The sequence below is a fragment of the Pseudomonas sp. Os17 genome, assembly GCF_001547895.1.
Classification (GTDB): domain Bacteria; phylum Pseudomonadota; class Gammaproteobacteria; order Pseudomonadales; family Pseudomonadaceae; genus Aquipseudomonas.
Window position 1 is genome coordinate 6,231,502 of sequence record NZ_AP014627.1, and the last position, 18,699, is coordinate 6,250,200.

Below are 18,699 nucleotides of genomic sequence, written 5' to 3' on the forward strand. Positions count from 1 at the left end.
GCCGCCGCGCACCCTCTAAAGGGCCGACAACTGCTCCATCGGCCAACGCGCCTGCACAGTGATTGCCAGGCTTTCCTGCTGCCCGGCCTGCAAACGCTGACAACCGGCAAAGGCGATCATCGCGCCGTTATCGGTGCAGAACTGGGGGCGAGCATAGAACACATTGCCGCTCATCTCCGCGAGCATCTTTTCCAGAGCCTCGCGCAAGGCCTTGTTCGCGCTCACGCCCCCGGCGATCACCAAGCGCTTGAGGCCGGTCTGCTTCAGTGCGCGCTTGCACTTGATGGTCAAAGTCTCCACCACTGCCTGCTGGAACGCGAGGGAGATGTCGCAACGGGTTTGCTCACCGTCGTCTCCAGCGCTGACGCACTGCTGCCAGGTGTTGAGGGCAAAGGTCTTCAAGCCGCTGAAACTGAAATCGAGGCCAGGACGATCGGTCATCGGCCGGGGGAAGACAAACCGCCCCGGTACGCCTTGAGTGGCCAGACGCGCAATTTCAGGGCCGCCGGGATAATTCAGACCGATCATCTTCGCGGTCTTGTCGAACGCCTCGCCCGCCGCATCATCCAGCGTCTCGCCCAGCAGCTCGTATTGGCCGATGCCATCGACCCGAACCAGCTGGGTATGACCGCCGGACACCAACAACGCGACGAACGGGAATTCCGGTGGCTGCTCTTCCAGCATTGGCGCCAGTAGGTGACCTTCCATGTGATGCACGCCCAGGGCTGGAATGCCCCAGGCGAACGCCAGCGCCTGGGCGCAGGAAGCCCCGACCAGCAGCGCGCCGACCAAGCCGGGACCGGCCGTATAGGCAATGGCATCGATCTCGGTGGGCACACAGTCGGCCTCAGCCAGAACCTGACGGATCAGCGGCAGCATGCGCTTGACGTGATCACGGGAAGCCAGCTCCGGCACCACGCCGCCGTAGACGCGGTGCAGGTCGATCTGGCTGAACAGCGCATCGGCCAAAAGGCCGCGCTCGCTGTCGTAAAGCGCGACGCCGGTTTCGTCGCAGGAGGTTTCTAATCCCAGTACTAGCATGGGTTTGCGCCTTGTAGAGGCTGAATTCGAAGGCGCGCATAATAGTCGCCACTCCCGCGCCCGACCAGCGGTTTTCGATCAGAGGCTTTGCATTCCGAGCGTTGAGGGGTTAACATCCGCAACCCTTAAAAACCGACGACCTCAGCCGCGATTTTTGCGACGAGAACGTTGACCCCGGTAATGAATGAAGGTAGCTCTGGATGCCAGCCGTCAAAGTTAAAGAGAACGAACCCTTCGACGTAGCTCTGCGTCGTTTCAAGCGCTCCTGCGAAAAAGCCGGTGTTCTGGCTGAAGTTCGTAGCCGCGAATTTTACGAGAAGCCGACTTCCGAGCGTAAGCGCAAAGCAGCTGCTGCTGTTAAGCGTCACGCCAAGAAAGTTCAGCGCGAACAGCGCCGCGCCGTACGTCTGTACTAATACACAGACGTTCGCTGCAAGCTTCTGCCAAGCCCGGCCCTCAGCCGGGCTAATGGCATTTGCGGAATACGCTTGATGCTTCACCGTCGAAGCCGCCCATGCGACCCAGACGAATCTGCTTCACCACGTCAGACCTGGCTCTTGCCAGCGGTGCACGTCTTTTCTGACGAGCCTTCCAAGGCTACTGACGAGCACACCCTTACTGATTCCTACAGACGATCAGCCCAAGGCGCACTTCTCCGGCGCCCGCTTAATGAGCTATCCGAGGCCACCCAAAGGCCACTGTCGGACTCAGCGCAATACCTTCAAATAGTCGAATACTGATAGAAACTAACGTCAGTGGACGTTCGGCAGATACACTTCCCGACTGCGATCACGCCGAAAACCCGGACCGAGCCGCGCAACCTTCACGCCTCGCTGCATCCGGTCTTTCGACAGCGTCGCCAGGGCTATTTTTTCCCGCAGTGATGACGAGAACGCCATGGCCGGGCTCATTCCCCAGAGCTTTATTGACGACCTTCTGAACCGCACCGACATCGTCGATGTCGTCAGCTCGCGCCTGCAGATCAAGAAAGCCGGCAAGAACTACACCGCCTGTTGCCCGTTCCACAAGGAAAAGACCCCTTCCTTCAGCGTCAGCCCCGACAAGCAGTTCTACTACTGCTTCGGCTGTGGCGCGGGCGGCAACGCCCTCGGCTTCATCATGGACCACGACAACCTGGACTTCCCCCAGGCCGTCGAGGAACTGGCGAAAGCCGCCGGCATGGAGATTCCCCGCGAGGAAAGCACTCGCGGCCAGCGCAAACCCCGACAGCCCACGGACTCCCCGCTCTATCCCCTGCTCACTGCCGCTGCCGACTACTATCGCCAGGCCCTGAAAAGCCACCCGGCACGCAAGGCGGCGGTGGACTACCTCAAGGGACGCGGCCTCACCGGCGAGATCGCCCGCGACTTCGGCCTGGGCTTCGCCCCGCCCGGCTGGGACAACCTGTTCAAGCATCTGAGCAGCGACACCCTGCAGCAAAAAGCCATGATCGACGCCGGCCTGCTGATTGAAAACGCCGAGACCGGCAAACGCTATGACCGCTTTCGCGACCGGGTGATGTTTCCCATCCGCGATACCCGCGGCCGGATCATTGCCTTTGGCGGCCGGGTGCTGGGGGACGACAAACCCAAGTACCTGAACTCCCCGGAAACCCCGGTGTTTCACAAAGGCCAGGAACTCTACGGCCTGTACGAGGCCCGCAAGAACAACCGCAACCTCGACGAAATCATCGTCGTCGAGGGCTACATGGACGTGATTGCCCTGGCCCAGCAAGGGCTGCGCAATGCCGTCGCGACCCTGGGCACCGCCACCAGCGAGGAACACCTCAAGCGCCTGTTCCGCATCGTGCCCAACGTACTGTTCTGCTTCGACGGCGACCAGGCCGGACGCAAGGCCGCCTGGCGCGCCCTGGAAGCCACCCTGAGCTGCCTGCAGGACGGACGCCGCGCACGCTTCCTGTTCCTTCCGGAAGGCGAAGACCCGGACACCCTGGTGCGTTCCGAAGGCACCGACGCCTTCCGCGCGCGGATCAATCAGCACGCGCAGCCGTTGGCGGATTACTTTTTCCAGCAACTGATCGACGAAGCAGACCCGCGCTCTCTGGAAGGCAAGGCCCACCTGGCCACGCTGGCTGCGCCGCTGATCGAAAAGATCCCTGGCGCCAACCTGCGCACCCTGATGCGCCAGCGCCTCAGCGAGATCACCGGCCTGACCAGCGAAACCGTCACGCAACTGGTCCACAACGCCGCGCCGGAAGCGCCGCCAGCCTACGACGCCGGCATTGATTACGACGCAATGCCGGATTACGCCGACTACCATGAGCCCCACCAGGAAACCTACGTCCCTCAACAGGAGTGGACGCCGAAGAAAAATGGCGGCGGCAAGAAGTGGGAAAACAAGCCCTGGGACAAGAACGGCAAGGGCAAGCGCCAGGGCGATCGCGACCAGCCCAGGGGCCCGCGGGTCCCGGCAGCGGTGGAGCCTCCGACACTGGCAGCCCTGCGTACCTTGCTGCATCACCCGCAGTTGGCAGAAAAAGTTGAAGATGCCGGGCACTTTGCCGATGACGACAACATCAATACACAGTTGCTGGTCGCCCTGATCGAAGCCGTGCAGAAAAATCCTAAGCTACGCTCTATTCATCAGTTGATGGCGCGCTGGCACGGCACTCAGCAGGGCCACCTGCTGACTGCCCTGGCAGAAAAAGAGTGGTTGATCGACGGAGATAACCTTGAACAACAGTTTTTCGACACCATTAATAGCTTGTCCGCTCGCCAACGCGAGCGTGTTTTAGACCAACTTCTCAGGAAATCGCGTCAAAGCGAGCTCAGCAGCGAAGAGAAAATTCAGCTGGTTGAGCTTTTAAAACGCAATGTTCCCGCATCGAACCCGACCTCAACTGGCGCGTGAGGTCATAGCTCGGGTATAATCCTCGGCTTGTTTTTTGCCCGCCAAGACCTTCAGTGGATAGGGTGTTATGTCCGGAAAAGCGCAACAGCAGTCTCGCCTCAAAGAGTTGATCAGCCGTGGACGTGAGCAGGGTTACCTGACTTACGCGGAGGTCAACGACCACCTGCCGGAGGATATTTCAGATCCGGAACAGGTGGAAGACATCATCCGCATGATCAACGACATGGGGATCAACGTATTCGAGAGTGCTCCGGATGCGGATGCCCTTTTGTTGGCCGAAGCCGACACCGACGAAGCAGCAGCTGAAGAAGCCGCCGCAGCGTTGGCGGCTGTGGAAACCGACATTGGTCGCACTACCGACCCAGTGCGCATGTACATGCGCGAAATGGGCACGGTAGAGCTGCTCACACGTGAAGGCGAAATCGAAATCGCCAAGCGTATCGAAGAGGGCATCCGTGAAGTGATGGGCGCAATCGCGCACTTCCCTGGCACGGTTGATCACATCCTCGCCGAATACACTCGCGTCACCACCGAAGGTGGCCGCCTGTCTGACGTTCTCAGCGGGTACATCGATCCGGACGACGGTATTACGCCGCCTGCCGCCGAAGTGCCGCCGCCTGTCGACACCAAAACCGCGAAGGCGGATGACGACAGCGACGACGAAGAAGCTGAAGCGACCGAAGACGAAGAAGAAGCCGAAAGCGGTCCGGATCCTGTTATCGCCGCACAGCGCTTTGGCGCTGTCGCCGATCAGATGGAGATCACCCGCAAGGCGCTGAAGAAGCACGGCCGCGAGAACAAGCAAGCCATCGCCGAAATGCTGGCCCTGGCCGAATTGTTCATGCCGATCAAACTGGTTCCGAAGCAATTCGAAGGCCTGGTTGAACGTGTACGCAGCGCCCTGGATCGCCTGCGTCAGCAAGAGCGCGCCATCATGCAGCTCTGCGTGCGTGATGCCCGCATGCCGCGTGCCGACTTCCTGCGCCAGTTCCCGGGCAACGAAGTGGATGAAAGCTGGACCGACGCCCTGGCCAAAGGCAAGACCAAATACGCCGAAGCCATTGCCCGCCTGCAGCCGGACATCATCCGTTGCCAGCAGAAGCTGACCGCTCTTGAAGTCGAAACCGGCTTGAAGATCGCCGAGATCAAGGACATCAACCGTCGCATGTCGATCGGTGAGGCCAAGGCCCGCCGCGCGAAGAAAGAGATGGTTGAAGCCAACTTGCGTCTGGTGATCTCCATCGCCAAGAAGTACACCAACCGTGGCCTGCAATTCCTCGATCTGATCCAGGAAGGCAACATCGGCTTGATGAAAGCGGTGGACAAGTTCGAATACCGTCGCGGCTACAAGTTCTCGACCTATGCCACTTGGTGGATCCGTCAGGCGATCACTCGCTCGATTGCCGACCAGGCCCGCACCATCCGTATTCCGGTGCACATGATCGAGACGATCAACAAGCTCAACCGCATTTCCCGGCAGATGCTGCAGGAAATGGGTCGTGAACCGACGCCGGAAGAGCTGGGCGAACGCATGGAAATGCCTGAGGACAAGATCCGCAAGGTATTGAAGATCGCCAAAGAGCCGATCTCCATGGAAACCCCGATCGGTGATGACGAAGACTCCCATCTGGGCGACTTCATCGAAGACTCGACCATGCAGTCGCCAATCGATGTGGCCACCGTTGAGAGCCTCAAAGAAGCGACCCGCGAAGTACTCTCCGGCCTCACTGCCCGTGAAGCCAAGGTCCTGCGCATGCGCTTCGGCATCGACATGAATACCGACCACACCCTCGAGGAGGTTGGTAAGCAGTTCGACGTGACCCGTGAACGGATTCGTCAGATCGAAGCCAAGGCGCTGCGCAAGCTGCGCCACCCGACGCGAAGCGAGCATCTGCGCTCCTTCCTCGACGAGTAAGCCCAAGACCCCCAGCCCAGCTGGGGGTTTTGCTTTTTGCAGATCCTCGCTCTCCCTCGCCGCATAGCCCGTCTACACTCGAAACATTCCCCGTGCCATAACGAGACGGTTATGCCCAGACTGTCGGCCATGCTACTGCTGGCGCTGCTTACCTGGACGGCAACGGCTGGCGCGCTGACTCTCACCGATGAAGAACGTGGCTGGCTCAAGGCTCACCCGCAACTGCGCCTGGGGGTAGATGCCTCCTGGCCGCCATTCGAATATCGAGACGAGGAAGGTCGCTACCAGGGCCTTGCAGCGGACTACATCCACCTGATCCAGGAACGCCTGTCGGTGAGCCTGACGCCCATCGAGCCCGCCAGCTGGACCGAGGTGCTCGAGGACGCCAAGCAGGGCAAGCTGGACCTGCTGCCCGGGATCATGTCGACCCCGGAGCGCCAGAGCTACATGGCGTTCACCCGCCCCTACCTTGATTTCCCCATCGTCATCCTCGCCCACAGCGGCGGTGCGCAACCGCGCAACCTTCAGGACCTTTACGGCCTGAAAGTGGCCGTGGTGGAAAACTACGCCCCCCACGAACTGCTGCGCACCCATCATCCGGACCTGAACCTGGTCGCCCTGCCCAACATCAGTTCCGCACTGCAGGCCCTGGCCACCGACGAAGTGGACGCCGTGGTCGGTGACCTGGCCTCCAGCGTCTGGAGCCTGCGCCAGCTCAAGCTCGAGGGCCTGTATGTCAGCGGCGAAACCCCCTATCGCTACCAGTTGGCGATGGGCGTCCCGCGCGACAGCAAGATCCTGGTTGGCATTCTCGACAAGGTGCTGGCTGACCTCAGCCCCGATGAAATCAGTGCCATTCAGCAACACTGGGTCGGCAGCGTGCTCGACCATCGAACCTTCTGGTCCGACGTGCTGCTCTACGGGCTGCCCGGGCTGCTCCTGCTGGTCACCGTGCTCGCGGTGGTGATCCGTATCAACCGCCGCCTGAGCTCGGAGATCTCCCGCAGGGTGGCCCTGGAACAGGAGCTGCGCAGCAGCGAATACCACTATCGCAGCCTGGTGGAGAGCCTGTCCGCCATCGCCTGGGAAGCCCGCGTCAGCGACTTCACCTACAGCTACGTCTCGCCCCACGCCGAAGCGCTGCTGGGCTATCCCCTGGCTCACTGGCTGGTTCCCGGGTTCTGGCGCAACATCATCCACCCCGCCGACCTGACCCGGGCCCAGGCGTTCTGCGACCACGAGGTCCAGGCCGGGCGCGACCACAGCCTCGACTACCGGGTGATCACCGCCGACGGTCGCTGCCTCTGGGTACGCGACATCGTCAGCCTGATCGAGCACGGCCAGGAACCGGTGATGCGCGGGCTGATGATCGACATCAGCGAAGCCAAGCACACCGAAGAAGCGCTACGCCTGTCCGAGCAGAAGTTCGCTTCGGTGTTCCAGCAGTGCCCGGACATCCTGGTCATCGCACGCCTGTCCGACGGCTGCCTGCTGGAGGTCAACAAGGCCTTCGAGGAACAGATCGGCCTGAGTGCCGAAACGGTCATCGGCCAGACCGCCACCGAGCTGAACATCTGGGGGATCCCGGGGGTCGGCCCCAGCCTCTTGCAGCGCTTGCAGGCCGGCAGCATCCGCAACCTGGAGATGCCCTTTCGCCGCCACGGTGGCCAGCTGTTCACCGGGCTGATCTCCGCCGAGCCCTTTGACCTCGACACCACCCCGGCGCTGGTGGTGGTGGTGCGCGACATCAGCCAGCTCAAGGAAACCCAGCAGCAACTGCAGACCTCCGAAGAGAAGTTCGCCAAAGCCTTCCACGCCTCCCCGGACGGACTGCTGTTGAGCCGCCAGCGCGATGGCCTGCTGATCGAGGTCAACGAGGGCTTCAGTCGCATCACCGGCTTCAATAGCGCCGTGTCGCTGGACCGCTCGACCCTGGAACTGGGGATCTGGGTCAATCTCAACGAACGCAAACAGATGCTCGATCTGCTGCAACGCGACGGCTACGTCCGTGACTTCCGTTGCCATATTCGCCGCAACGATGGCCAGATCCGCCTTTGCGAGCTGTCCAGCCGGCCGCTGCCCATCGGCGAAGAAGACTGCATGCTGACCATCGCCCGGGACATTACCGATCGCCAGCAAATGCAGGAAAAACTGCAACAGGCCGCCACAGTGTTTGAAAGCACCGCCGAGGGCGTGATGATCACCGATACCCAGCAGCGCATCAGCGCGGTCAATCGGGCCTTCAGCGAAATCACCGGCTACAGCGAAAGTGAAACCCTGGGCCAGACCCCGCGCCTGCTGGCATCGGGGCTGCACGACAGCGCCTTCTACGCCGCGATGTGGCATCAACTGACCCTGGAAGGCCACTGGCAGGGCGAGATTTCCAACCGTCGCAAGAACGGCGAGCTCTACCCCAACTGGTTGACCATCAACGCCGTGCGCAACAAGGAGCGGCAGATCACCCATTTCGTGGCGGTATTCGCCGATATCTCCAGCCTCAAGCACGCCCAGGCACGGCTCGACTATCAGGCCCACCACGACCCCCTGACCGGCCTGCCCAATCGCACCCTGTTCGAAAGTCGCCTGCTGGCCGCGCTCAACGGCCAGCAGGACAGCGGCGGCCAGGGCGCGGTGCTGTTCCTCGACCTGGATCGCTTCAAGCACATCAACGACAGCCTCGGCCACCCGGTGGGCGATCTGCTGCTCAAGGGCATCGCCGTGCGCCTCAAGGAACAGCTACGAGACATCGACACCGTGGCTCGCCTGGGCGGGGACGAATTCATCATCCTGCTGCCCGGGCTGCACCAGGCCAGCGATGCCGACCACATCGCCACCAAGTTGCTGAACTGCTTCACCGCGCCGTTCCAGGCCGGTGAACATGAGTTCTTCATCAGCGCCAGCATCGGCACCAGCCTCTACCCCAAGGACGGTTGCGACGTCGCCACCCTAATCAAGAACGCCGATGCCGCCATGTACCGCTCCAAGGCCAAGGGCCGCAACCGCGTGGAACGCTACACCCGCGACCTGACCGCCCAGGCCAGCGAGCGGGTGGCCCTGGAACACGAACTGCGTCGGGCCATCGAACGCGATGAGCTATCGCTGTACTTCCAGCCCAAGATCAGCCTCAGCAGCCACGAACTGGTGGGCGCCGAGGCGCTGATCCGCTGGCACCACCCCACCTTCGGCGATGTCCCGCCCGAGCACTTCATTCCCCTGGCCGAAGAAAACGGCATGATCCTGCTGATTGGCGACTGGGTCCTGGAACAGGCCTGCCAGCACCTGCATAGCTGGAACCAGCACTACGAGCACTTCGGACCGCTGTCGGTGAACCTGGCCGGCGCCCAGTTGCGCCAACCCAATCTCCTGGGCCGCATCGAACAACTGCTGCGCGACTACGACCTGCAGCCCGGGTTGCTGCAACTGGAGATCACCGAGAACTTCATCATGAGCCAGGCCGAAGAAGCCCTGGAGGTGTTGCACCAGCTCAAGCGCCTGGGGGTGCAACTGGCCATCGACGACTTCGGCACCGGCTACTCGTCCCTGAGCTACCTCAAGCGCCTGCCCCTGGACTTCCTCAAGATCGACCAGTCCTTCGTCCGTGGCCTGCCGGACGACCCCCACGACGTGGCCATCGTCCGCGCCATCATCGCCCTGGGTCGCAGCATGCAATTCACGGTGATCGCCGAAGGGGTGGAAGACCATGACCAGCAGACCTTCCTCGCCCAGGAAGGCTGCGAGCAGATCCAGGGCTACATCGTCAGTCTGCCCCTTGAGGCAGATGAGTTCTGTGCGGCCTTCCTGCGGATCCGGGTTTCCGATTTTTCGGATAGCACAGCCGAGAAACCATCGTTATAATCCGCCGCCTGCTGAGGGCCTATAGCTCAGTTGGTTAGAGCAGAGGACTCATAATCCTTTGGTCCACGGTTCAAGTCCGTGTGGGCCCACCAAATTGAAAGCCGCGCAATGCGCGGCTTTCGCGCTTCTACGGTTCGAAAGACCTCGAATTAAAATCTGCTAACCGTCCACAAAACGTCCACATCAGCCGCTTGAATCGCTCAGGCTTGGGTGTTATCCAGGATGAACTCGATCAGCGCCCGGGATGCGGCTGACAATTGCCGGTGAGGCGGGTAAATAATCGAGAACGGCCGACTGCGCCCACTCAATTGCGCAAGTATTTCCACCAATTGCCCGCGCTGAATTTTGTCCCGGACGATGAAATCATAGGTCTGGCAGATGCCCAGACCGCTTTCCGCCAGCGAAACGATCCCCAGAACATCATCCGAAACCTCCACATTGGCTTGCGGCAGCCATTCGATATTTTTCCCGTCAAGACAGAACAACCACGATCCGACCTTGCCACTGCTGGGCATGATGAATGGCAGACAAACGTGCTCGCCTAACATCTCAAGCGTCGTAGGGATGCCGGCGCGAGCCAGGTATTGGGGAGACGCGACGAGGCAAAGCCGCGCATCTTCCAGTTTGCGGCCCACCAGACCACTGTCCGGCAACTGCCCCAGACGAATCGCCAGATCGTAGCCTTCGGCGACTAGGTCGACATTGCGATTGGTGATGCTCAGTTCCACCCGCACAGCCGGGTATTGCCGGGCAAACTCACTGAGCAGCGGTGGCAGACGATGATGCCCGTAAGTCGTTGGGACGCTCATCCGAACGCGCCCGCTCAACTCGCCTTCCTGGCCGCAAATATTGCGCTCCGCCTCTTCAATCTGTGAAAAGGCCAAACGGGTTTGTTCCAGGTACAACTTGCCGGCGTCTGTCAGGCTGAGCCTTCGGGTAGTACGTCGCAACAATTGCACGCCAAGGCGCGACTCGAGCCTCGTCAACGCCCGGCTGAGCACCGAAGGCGTGGTCGCCAGGGCAGTGGCAGCAGCACTGACAGTGCCCTGCTCCACCACGCGAATAAAGGCTTCCACATCCCCAAGATGGTCAAATCTACGCGCCATTATTGCCTACAAAGTCCAAATGAATTCCATTTTAGGTAGTTTATCGCCAAATCATACATCAATAGAGTATCCAGGCAGGGGCGGCAACCGTTCGCCCGATAAATTCTGGACACGACATGAGAAAACTGACCCGTATTGCATTAGCCATGGCCCTCGCCAGCACCAGCCTGGCAGCCAGCGCTGACAACGTGCTTGTGGTGCTTTCCGATTCGGCGAAGCTCGATTTGAAGGACGGCAAGGTCTTTGCCACCGGCTTCTACCTGAACGAGCTTTTGCAACCGGTAAAGATGCTGCTCGACGCGGGCCATAACGTCACCTTTGCTACCCCGAACGGCAACGCGCCGACAGTGGACAAAACGTCCATCGATAAAATGTACTTCAACAACGATGAGGCAGCGCTTCAGACCTATAAGAACTTGCTTGATCAACTGAAACTGACCTTGCCGGAACAGTCACCGGTCATCAGCCTTTCTCGGGTAGAGCAGATTGGTTATGCGCACTTTGATGCGGTCTACATTCCCGGCGGCCACGCCCCCATGCAGGACCTGCTCCACAGCCGTCAGCTGGGTCGCTTGCTGGCGAATTTCCATGGACAAGACAAGACCACCGCACTCGTCTGCCATGGCCCGATCGCCCTGCTGTCGACCTTGCCTGACGCCGAAAAATTCACCCGCCAACTCCAGAGTGCGAAACCTGAGAGGGGCAGCGCCGACTGGATTTATGCGGGCTACAAGATGACCGTTATCAGCAATAAGGAAGAGGAAGAAGCCAAAGGTCTGCTCAACGGTGGTGTTATGAAGTTCTACCCGCAAACCGCGCTGGAACAAGCCGGTGGGGTGTACCGCAGCAACACTTCCAATTGGACGCCTAATGTGGTCATCGATCGCGAGTTGATCACTGGCCAGAATCCAGCCTCGGCCATTGAGGTCGGCAAGGCACTGCTCGATCGATTGAAATAACACGACTGCAGCACTGCGCCCTCCCTCGACCCCGGTTTCTGACGGGTATTTGGAGCACTGTAATGAAACCTCACACTGTCCTTATTACTGGTGCGTCAGTCGGTAAAGCGACTTTCTAACGACAACATTTGCGGCTCAGCCGCTCCAGCGAATTCCCCGACTGTGCCAGTGGGCACTGCCACCGGCATTGCTCCTTCAGCTTGAACTCTAGAGAAAAAATCATGACGCCCTCATCCGCAAACCAACACAAACCACTGTTGATGGTCCTCACCAGCCACGCCAGCAAAGGCGATGGTGGCGAGCCGACTGGCTTTTACCTCGCCGAAGTCACCCACCCGCTTGCCGTACTCGAAGCGGCCGGCTTTACAATCGAGTTCGCCTCGATCCAGGGCGGCGAACCTCCGGTCGATGGTCTCGACCTGAATGATGTCACCAACGCACGCTACTGGAACGACAGTCGCTTTCGCGCCGCCATTGCCAACACACAACGCCTGGACGCCCTGGATGCGTCGAAGTACGCCGCTATCTTCTTTACCGGCGGCCACGGTGCGATGTGGGATTTCCCGACTAGCCCTGCCGTGCAAAGCATGACCCGCGACCTCTTCGAAGCCGGTGGTGCAGTGGCCGCAGTCTGTCACGGCCCCGCGGCACTGGTGAACGTGACGCTCAGCGATGGCAGCTACCTGGTTGCCGGCAAAAACCTCAGTGCGTTTACCGACGACGAAGAACGTGCGGTCAAGCTCGACAACATCGTGCCTTTCTTGCTGGCCAGTACCCTGAGTGCGCGTGGTGCGCATCATCACGGCGCAGCAAACTGGACTGCCAACGTGGTGGTCGATGGTCGGCTCGTCACGGGACAAAACCCTCAATCCGCCACCGGAGTGGGTGAAGCGCTACGCGATCTGCTGCTCGTTCAGCCAAGCTGTTATCGCTGATGCAGAATTAACCCGGATGCCGACTTAACGCTGCACCATTAGTGGTCAGCTCAAATTCAGACCTGCTAATACTGACAACGCCAAGGCAGGCCCCTGGGCACCACCGCCATCGCCAGCCATTTCTTGCCCCCATGAAAAAGCCGCGCATTGCGCGGCTTTTCACTGTGTCGCCGGCTGTCCTTATTTGGGCAGCGCGTAGGCAATCACATAGTCACCGCGATCGGTCGACTGCCGTGCGCCACCGGCCGTGAGCAGGATGTACTGGCGCCCGGTCTTGGGCGATACGTAAGTCATCGGCCCCGACTGACTGCCCACTGGCAGGCGCGCTTTCCAGATTTCGTTACCGTTGCCGGTATCGAAGGCCCGCAGGTAGAAGTCCTGGGTGCCGGCGAAGAACAGCAGGCCGGATTGGGTCGCCAGGGACGCGCCCAGAGTCGGCATGCCAATCGGGATCGGCAGGTGCATGCGAATCCCCAGCGGGCCGGTGTCCTGCACGGTGCCCACCGGCACCTGCCACATCAGTTTGCGGGTCTTCAGGTCGATGGCCGACATGGTGCCGAACGGCGGCTTCTGGCACGGAATGCCCACCGCCGAGAGGAAGCGCTGGCGCATGGCGCCGAACGGCGTGCCTTCCTGGGGCACCACGCCCATTTCGATGCCACTGGCACCGGCGCCAATCTGCTCCCGAGGGATCATGTAGTTGGCCAGGCCCAGGCGCATGTCGTTGACGAACATGTAGTGGCTGGTCGGATCCACCGACACGCTGCCCCAGTTCATGCCACCCAGGGAGCCGGGGAACTGCAGTGCGTGATCCAGGCCAGGCGGGGTGTACACGCCCTCATGGCGCATGCCCTTGAATTGGATGCGGCACAGCAGCTGGTCGAACGGAGTCGCGCCCCACATGTCGGACTCGGTCAGCGTCTGATTGCCAATCGACGGCATTTCCACCGAGAACGGCTGGGTCGGCGAATAACGCTCCCCCGGCACATTGCCCTGGGGCACCGGACGCTCTTCGACCCGGGCAATCGGCTTGCCGGTTTCGCGGTTGAGCAGGAAGATCTCGCCCTGTTTGGTGACCTGGGCCAATGCCGGTTGCACGCCGCCCTTGTCGTCCGGAATGTCGTACAGCAGCGGCTGCGCCGGCAGGTCGAAATCCCAGAGGTCATGGTGGGTGGTCTGGAAATGCCAGCGCACCTGGCCGGTCTTCACGTCGAGGGCGACGACCGAGGAGCTCCACTTGTCATCGAACTCGCTGCGCTGACCGCCGAAGAAATCCGGCGTGGCGTTGCCGGTGGGCAGGTACACCAGGCCCAGCTTGGCGTCATAGGACATCGCCGACCAGACGTTCGGGGTGCCACGGGTATAGGTTTCACCCGCCGGCGGACGTTTGGTGGTGGCCGGGTTGCCCGGGTCCCAGGCCCACATCAGCTCGCCGCTGCGCACATCAAAAGCCCGCACCACGCCTGGCGGCTCGCCCGTGGAGAAGTTGTCCGCCACCCGGCCGCCCACGATAACTACAGTGCCCGCCACCAGAGGCGTCGAGGTTTGCTGGTAGTAACCCGGCTTGATCTCGCCCATGTCGGTTTTCAGATCGACCGTGCCCTGGTGGCCGAAGTCTTCACAGGGCTTGCCGGTTTCGGCATCGAGCGCAATCAGGCGCGCATCGCCGGTCGGTAGGAACAGGCGCCTGGTGCAAGCCGCAGGAGCAGCGGCGGGCGCCGAGGACTGGCTTACCGGGACCGCGGAGGCGTCGAAATAGCCCAAGCCACGGCAGCGCTGCCAGTTGGGTGCATAGCCTTGCGGGTCGAACTTCCAGCGCTCGGCGCCGGTGTCGGCGTCCAGGGCGAACACCTTGCCGTAGGCGGTGCAGGTGTAGACGGTATCGCCGATCTGCAGCGGGGTGTTCTGGTCTTCGGCGCCGGCGCCGGTGCTTTGGGGCAGGTCACCGGTGCGGAAGGTCCAGGCCACTTGCAGTTGGCCGATATTGCCCTTGTTGATCTGGTCCAGGGCAGCAAAGCGGTTGCCCGCCGTGGTATTGCCCCAGTGGGCCCAGTCTTTCTGCTGCTCGGCGGGAGCCACCGGCTGGATGGCCGGTACGCTGTCGGCCTTGACCACATGGGTCGGCACGAACATGTAGGCCAGGGTCGCCACTATGCCAACGCCCAGCAGCCCCGCCAGCCCATGAGCCGCACGCCCGGCGCGGGCACCGGAGGCGCGCATCAGGGTCGGATAGATCAGCGCCACCACCAGGCCGATCACGGCAAAGGTCAGCACCCGCGAAACCAGCGGCCAGTATTCCAAGCCGGCATCCCAGACCGCCCAGATCGCGGTCAGCACCAGGGCCACGCCGTACAGCCTGGCGCCACGAGGATTGGCCCGGGCAATCAGAATGCCGGACACCAGCATCGCCAGGCCCATCAACAGGAAATAGGCGCTGCCTCCCAGACTCAGGAGATAGCCACCGCCTCCCGCCAGGCCCAGCCCGATCAGGGCAATCAGAATGCCCAACCCCGCCAGGAGCCATCGGCTGCCGGTGGCAGCCCCCGTGTTTTTCATGTCAAACCTCTGCCATTTGTAAAACTAGGCTGCGAGAATGTACTAACTGGTTACTTATGACAACTTGTCGCAGGCTATTTGTTTCAAAAATAGTCCCGATGGCGAAAGCTCAGTCCCTGGCCAGAACAGACAATCGGCAGCAGCAGCCAGGGTTTGCCCGAGGCTGTAACATGCTCGCTCCCTCGATAGCCGTGCTGGAGCCCCCCTTGTCCGATAGCCGCCCTCCCGTTCTTGATGAAGTCGATCGCCAACTGATCGCCGCCCTGCAGATCAATGCCCGCGAAAGCGTGGCCATGCTGGCCCGGCAGCTGGGTATTGCCCGCACCACCGTGACTTCGCGTCTGGCGCGCCTGGAAAAGACCCGGGTCATCACCGGCTACGGCGTGCGCCTGGGTCAGAGGGTGGTCGACGGCGGCTTGCAGGCGTATGTGGGGATCAAGGTCCAGCCGCGCTCCGGCAAGGAAGTGCTGCGGCGTCTGAGCGGCATGGCTCAGGTCCAGCAACTGTGCGCGGTGAGCGGCGAGTTCGATTACGTGGCCTGGCTGCGCACCGACTCGCCGGAACAGCTGGACCAATTGCTGGACCAGATCGGCAGCGTCGACGGCGTGGAAAAGACCACCACCTCGATCATCCTCAGCAGCAAGATTGATCGCGGGCATGCGCTCTGAAGCCCCACAGCTGAAAGCGCTCCATCGTCAATCTGAATCATCTATTCGTCAGGTTGATAAATAACAATGCATAACGACGACAGTTTGCGTCTTATTTACGTGTTTCCCCCTCTCTAGAATGGCTGCCATCTTTTCCTATACTCAGCACTCTGCTGAGCCGCCCGCCAAGGTCAGCCATGAACAAGAACAATCGCCATCCTGCAGACGGTAAAAAACCGATCACCATCTTCGGCCCGGATTTTCCTTTCGCCTTTGACGACTGGATCGAGCACCCCGCCGGCCTGGGCAGCATCCCCGAAGCCCAGCACGGCACCGAAGTGGCCATCGTCGGCGCGGGTATCGCCGGCCTGGTCGCCGCTTACGAACTGATGAAGCTGGGCCTCAAGCCGGTGGTCTATGAAGCGTCGAAAATGGGTGGCCGCCTGCGCTCCCAGGCCTTCGAAGGCGCCGAAGGCATCATCGCCGAACTCGGTGGCATGCGCTTTCCGGTGTCGTCCACGGCCTTCTATCACTACGTCGACAAGCTCGGCCTTGAGACCAAGCCCTTCCCCAACCCGCTGACCCCGGCGTCGGGCAGCACGGTCATCGATCTCGAAGGCCAGACCCACTACGCCCAGAAACTCGCCGACCTGCCGGCCCTGTTCCAGGAAGTCGCCGACGCCTGGGCCGACGCCCTGGAGGACGGCTCGCGCTTCAGCGAGATCCAGCAAGCCATCCGCGATCGCGACGTGCCGCGCCTCAAAGAGTTGTGGAACACCCTGGTGCCGCTGTGGGACGACCGCACGTTCTACGACTTCGTCGCCACCTCCAAGGCCTTCGCCAAGCTGTCGTTCCATCACCGTGAAGTGTTCGGCCAGGTGGGCTTCGGCACCGGCGGCTGGGACTCGGACTTCCCCAACTCGATGCTGGAAATCTTCCGCGTGGTGATGACCAACTGCGACGATCACCAGCATCTGGTGGTCGGCGGCGTCGAACAGGTGCCCCTGGGCATCTGGCGCCACGTGCCGGAGCGTTGCGCCCACTGGCCGGCCGGCACCAGCCTCAGCTCGCTGCACCATGGCGCGCCACGCACCGGAGTCAAGCGCATTGCCCGGGCCGCCGACGGCCGCTTCAGCGTCACCGACAACTGGGGCGATACCCGGGAATACGCGGCGGTCCTGACCACCTGCCAGAGCTGGCTGCTGACCACCCAGATCGAATGCGAAGAGTCGCTGTTCTCGCAGAAGATGTGGATGGCCCTGGACCGCACCCGCTACATGCAGTCGTCGAAGACCTTCGTCATGGTCGACCGGCCGTTCTGGAAGGACAAGGACCCGGAAACCGGCCGCGACCTGATGAGCATGACCCTCACCGACCGCCTGACCCGCGGCACCTACCTGTTCGACAACGGCGACGACAAGCCGGGGGTGATCTGCCTGTCCTACTCGTGGATGAGCGACGCCCTGAAGATGCTCCCGCAGCCGGTGGAAAAGCGCGTGAAGCTGGCCCTGGACGCCTTGAAGAAGATCTACCCGAAAGTCGACATCGCCAGCCGTATCATCGGCGACCCGATCACCGTGTCCTGGGAGGCCGATCCGCATTTCCTCGGTGCCTTCAAGGGCGCGCTGCCGGGCCATTACCGCTACAACCAGCGCATGTACGCGCACTTCATGCAGGACGACATGCCGGCCGAACAGCGCGGCATCTTCATCGCCGGCGATGACGTGTCCTGGACCCCGGCCTGGGTCGAGGGCGCGGTGCAGACCTCGCTCAACGCCGTGTGGGGCATCATGAAGCACTTCGGCGGCGCCACCCATCCCGAGAACCCGGGACCGGGGGACGTGTTCCACGAAATCGGACCGATTGCCCTGGCGGACTGAGCAACGGGCCATGGCGCGCGGCAAGTCCCTGGCAGGGCTTATCGCCGCCTGCGCCAGCCGCTACAGTGGTCGGCCAGTCAGTCAGAGGAGTGAAGACCATGCACGTCGCCTTGTACCAGTGCCCGCCCGCGCCACTGGATGTGGCCGGTAACCTGCAGCGCCTGCACCGGGTGGCCATGGAGGCCACGGATGCCGATTTGCTGGTGCTGCCGGAGATGTTCCTCAGCGGCTACAACATCGGCGCCGAAGCGGTCGGCGCCCTGGCCGAGGCCCAGGACGGCCCCTCGGCCCAGCGCATCGCCGCCATCGCCCAGGCCGCCGGCACGGCGATTCTCTACGGCTACCCGGAGCGCAGCAGCGACGGCCAGATCTACAACGCCGTGCAGTTGATCGACGCCCAGGGCCAGCGCCTGTGCAACTACCGCAAGACTCATCTGTTCGGTGATCTGGATCACTCGATGTTCAGCGCCGGTGCGGATGACTTCCCCCTGGTGGAGCTCAACGGCTGGAAGCTCGGCTTCCTGATCTGCTACGACATCGAATTTCCGGAGAACGCCCGACGCCTGGCCCTGGCCGGTGCCGAGCTGATCCTGGTGCCGACGGCAAACATGATTCCCTACGACTTCGTCGCCGATGTGACGATTCGCGCCCGGGCCTTCGAAAACCAGTGCTATGTGGCCTACGCCAACTACTGCGGCCGGGAAGAGCAGATCCGCTATTGCGGCCAAAGCTCCATCGCCGCCCCCGACGGCAGCCGGATCGCCCTGGCCGGGCTGGACGAAGCCCTGATCATCGGCACCCTGGATCGTACGCTGATGAACCAATCCCGGGCGCTGAACCGCTACCTTGCCGATCGTCGCCCCGAGCTATACGACGACCTGAGCAAGCGCTGATCCGCCCATATCCGCTAGCATGGGCGCCTCTCTGTTCTGGA

The 18,699-nt window shown here is 61.8% G+C and carries 13 protein-coding genes and 1 tRNA gene; 10 read left to right on the forward strand and 4 right to left on the reverse strand.

What is annotated here, in order from left to right; all coding sequences use genetic code 11:
* Positions 1-15 precede the first annotated feature (15 nt).
* Positions 16-1,041 carry a tRNA (adenosine(37)-N6)-threonylcarbamoyltransferase complex transferase subunit TsaD gene (gene tsaD / locus POS17_RS27660; RefSeq protein WP_060841382.1) on the reverse strand — a complete coding sequence of 342 codons (1,026 nt, stop codon included), beginning with the start codon at positions 1,039-1,041 and terminating at the stop codon, positions 16-18.
* Between the two features lie 200 nt (positions 1,042-1,241).
* Between tsaD and rpsU the strand changes: the two genes are divergently transcribed.
* Positions 1,242-1,457, forward strand: coding sequence for a 30S ribosomal protein S21 (gene rpsU, locus POS17_RS31345; protein WP_002551877.1), 216 nt, complete (start codon positions 1,242-1,244; stop codon positions 1,455-1,457).
* A gap of 336 nt (positions 1,458-1,793) precedes the next feature.
* On the opposite strand, the gene POS17_RS32085 is transcribed toward rpsU, so the two are convergent.
* Complete coding sequence (locus POS17_RS32085; RefSeq protein ID WP_159426288.1) at positions 1,794-1,940, reverse strand: hypothetical protein; 147 nt, start codon at positions 1,938-1,940, stop codon at positions 1,794-1,796.
* Between POS17_RS32085 and dnaG the strand changes: the two genes are divergently transcribed.
* The 4 genes from dnaG to POS17_RS27685 all read left to right on the forward strand — a co-directional run bounded on the left by dnaG (position 1,939) and on the right by POS17_RS27685 (position 9,774).
* The gene (gene dnaG / locus POS17_RS27670; RefSeq protein ID WP_060841383.1) at positions 1,939-3,912 is read left to right on the forward strand and encodes a DNA primase; all 1,974 of its coding nucleotides are present in this window, start codon (positions 1,939-1,941) and stop codon (positions 3,910-3,912) included. The genes POS17_RS32085 and dnaG overlap by 2 nt on opposite strands.
* Positions 3,913-3,979: 67 nt before the next feature.
* Positions 3,980-5,827: an RNA polymerase sigma factor RpoD gene (rpoD, locus tag POS17_RS27675; RefSeq protein ID WP_016967955.1), complete on the forward strand. Its 1,848-nt coding sequence runs from the start codon at positions 3,980-3,982 to the stop codon at positions 5,825-5,827.
* A 111-nt stretch (positions 5,828-5,938) separates the two neighbouring features.
* Positions 5,939-9,682, forward strand: a complete 3,744-nt coding sequence (locus POS17_RS27680; RefSeq protein WP_060841384.1) for an EAL domain-containing protein — start codon at positions 5,939-5,941, stop codon at positions 9,680-9,682.
* 15 nt (positions 9,683-9,697) lie between these two features.
* Positions 9,698-9,774 (forward strand) — tRNA-Ile (locus POS17_RS27685).
* 108 nt (positions 9,775-9,882) lie between these two features.
* Here the strand turns inward: POS17_RS27685 and POS17_RS27690 are convergent.
* Entirely contained in the window at positions 9,883-10,788 is a 906-nt protein-coding gene (locus tag POS17_RS27690) for a LysR family transcriptional regulator (protein WP_060841385.1), read from the reverse strand.
* 116 nt (positions 10,789-10,904) lie between these two features.
* Here POS17_RS27690 and POS17_RS27695 point away from each other — a divergent pair, with 116 nt between their 5' ends.
* Positions 10,905-11,747, forward strand: coding sequence for a type 1 glutamine amidotransferase domain-containing protein (locus POS17_RS27695; protein WP_060841386.1), 843 nt, complete (start codon positions 10,905-10,907; stop codon positions 11,745-11,747).
* A gap of 221 nt (positions 11,748-11,968) precedes the next feature.
* Positions 11,969-12,682 (forward strand): type 1 glutamine amidotransferase domain-containing protein, encoded by a 714-nt coding sequence (locus tag POS17_RS27700; protein WP_060841387.1) that lies wholly within the window; start codon positions 11,969-11,971, stop codon positions 12,680-12,682.
* Positions 12,683-12,862: 180 nt separating this feature from the next.
* Here the strand turns inward: POS17_RS27700 and POS17_RS27705 are convergent, their stop codons facing one another.
* The gene (locus tag POS17_RS27705; RefSeq protein ID WP_060841388.1) at positions 12,863-15,238 is read right to left on the reverse strand and encodes a glucose/quinate/shikimate family membrane-bound PQQ-dependent dehydrogenase; all 2,376 of its coding nucleotides are present in this window, start codon (positions 15,236-15,238) and stop codon (positions 12,863-12,865) included.
* Positions 15,239-15,444: 206 nt separating this feature from the next.
* Here POS17_RS27705 and POS17_RS27710 point away from each other — a divergent pair, with 206 nt between their 5' ends.
* The 3 genes from POS17_RS27710 to POS17_RS27720 all read left to right on the forward strand — a co-directional run bounded on the left by POS17_RS27710 (position 15,445) and on the right by POS17_RS27720 (position 18,658).
* Complete coding sequence (locus tag POS17_RS27710; protein ID WP_011063845.1) at positions 15,445-15,906, forward strand: Lrp/AsnC family transcriptional regulator; 462 nt, start codon at positions 15,445-15,447, stop codon at positions 15,904-15,906.
* 176 nt (positions 15,907-16,082) lie between these two features.
* Positions 16,083-17,765 (forward strand): flavin monoamine oxidase family protein, encoded by a 1,683-nt coding sequence (locus POS17_RS27715; protein ID WP_047306368.1) that lies wholly within the window; start codon positions 16,083-16,085, stop codon positions 17,763-17,765.
* Positions 17,766-17,863: 98 nt separating this feature from the next.
* Positions 17,864-18,658: a carbon-nitrogen hydrolase family protein gene (locus POS17_RS27720; RefSeq protein WP_060841389.1), complete on the forward strand. Its 795-nt coding sequence runs from the start codon at positions 17,864-17,866 to the stop codon at positions 18,656-18,658.
* Positions 18,659-18,699: the final 41 nt, after the last annotated feature.